Here is a 216-nt window from a genome sequence, read left to right as displayed (position 1 = left end):
CCTCAGCAGCCTTCGCATGGTTAATTGCTTCAACAGTTTGTGGCATTACACCATCATCTGCTGCAACAACTAATACTGTGATATCTGTAACCTTAGCCCCTCTAGCACGCATAGTCGTAAACGCAGCATGTCCTGGAGTATCTAAGAAGGTAATTTTCTTATCATTAACAACAACTTGATATGCACCAATATGCTGTGTAATACCACCAGCTTCTC

Annotated in this window: 1 protein-coding gene; it reads right to left on the bottom strand. The window is 42.1% G+C overall.

Annotated features, from left to right (window positions below):
• The coding region (locus V7147_RS21345) for a GTP-binding protein (RefSeq protein WP_335369830.1) at nucleotides 1-216 on the bottom strand (216 nt) is incomplete at both ends.

This window comes from Bacillus sp. JJ1521 (genome assembly GCF_036965165.1).
GTDB lineage: Bacteria > Bacillota > Bacilli > Bacillales > Bacillaceae_L > Ferdinandcohnia.
This window is presented reverse-complemented; position numbering and strand designations above follow the sequence as displayed.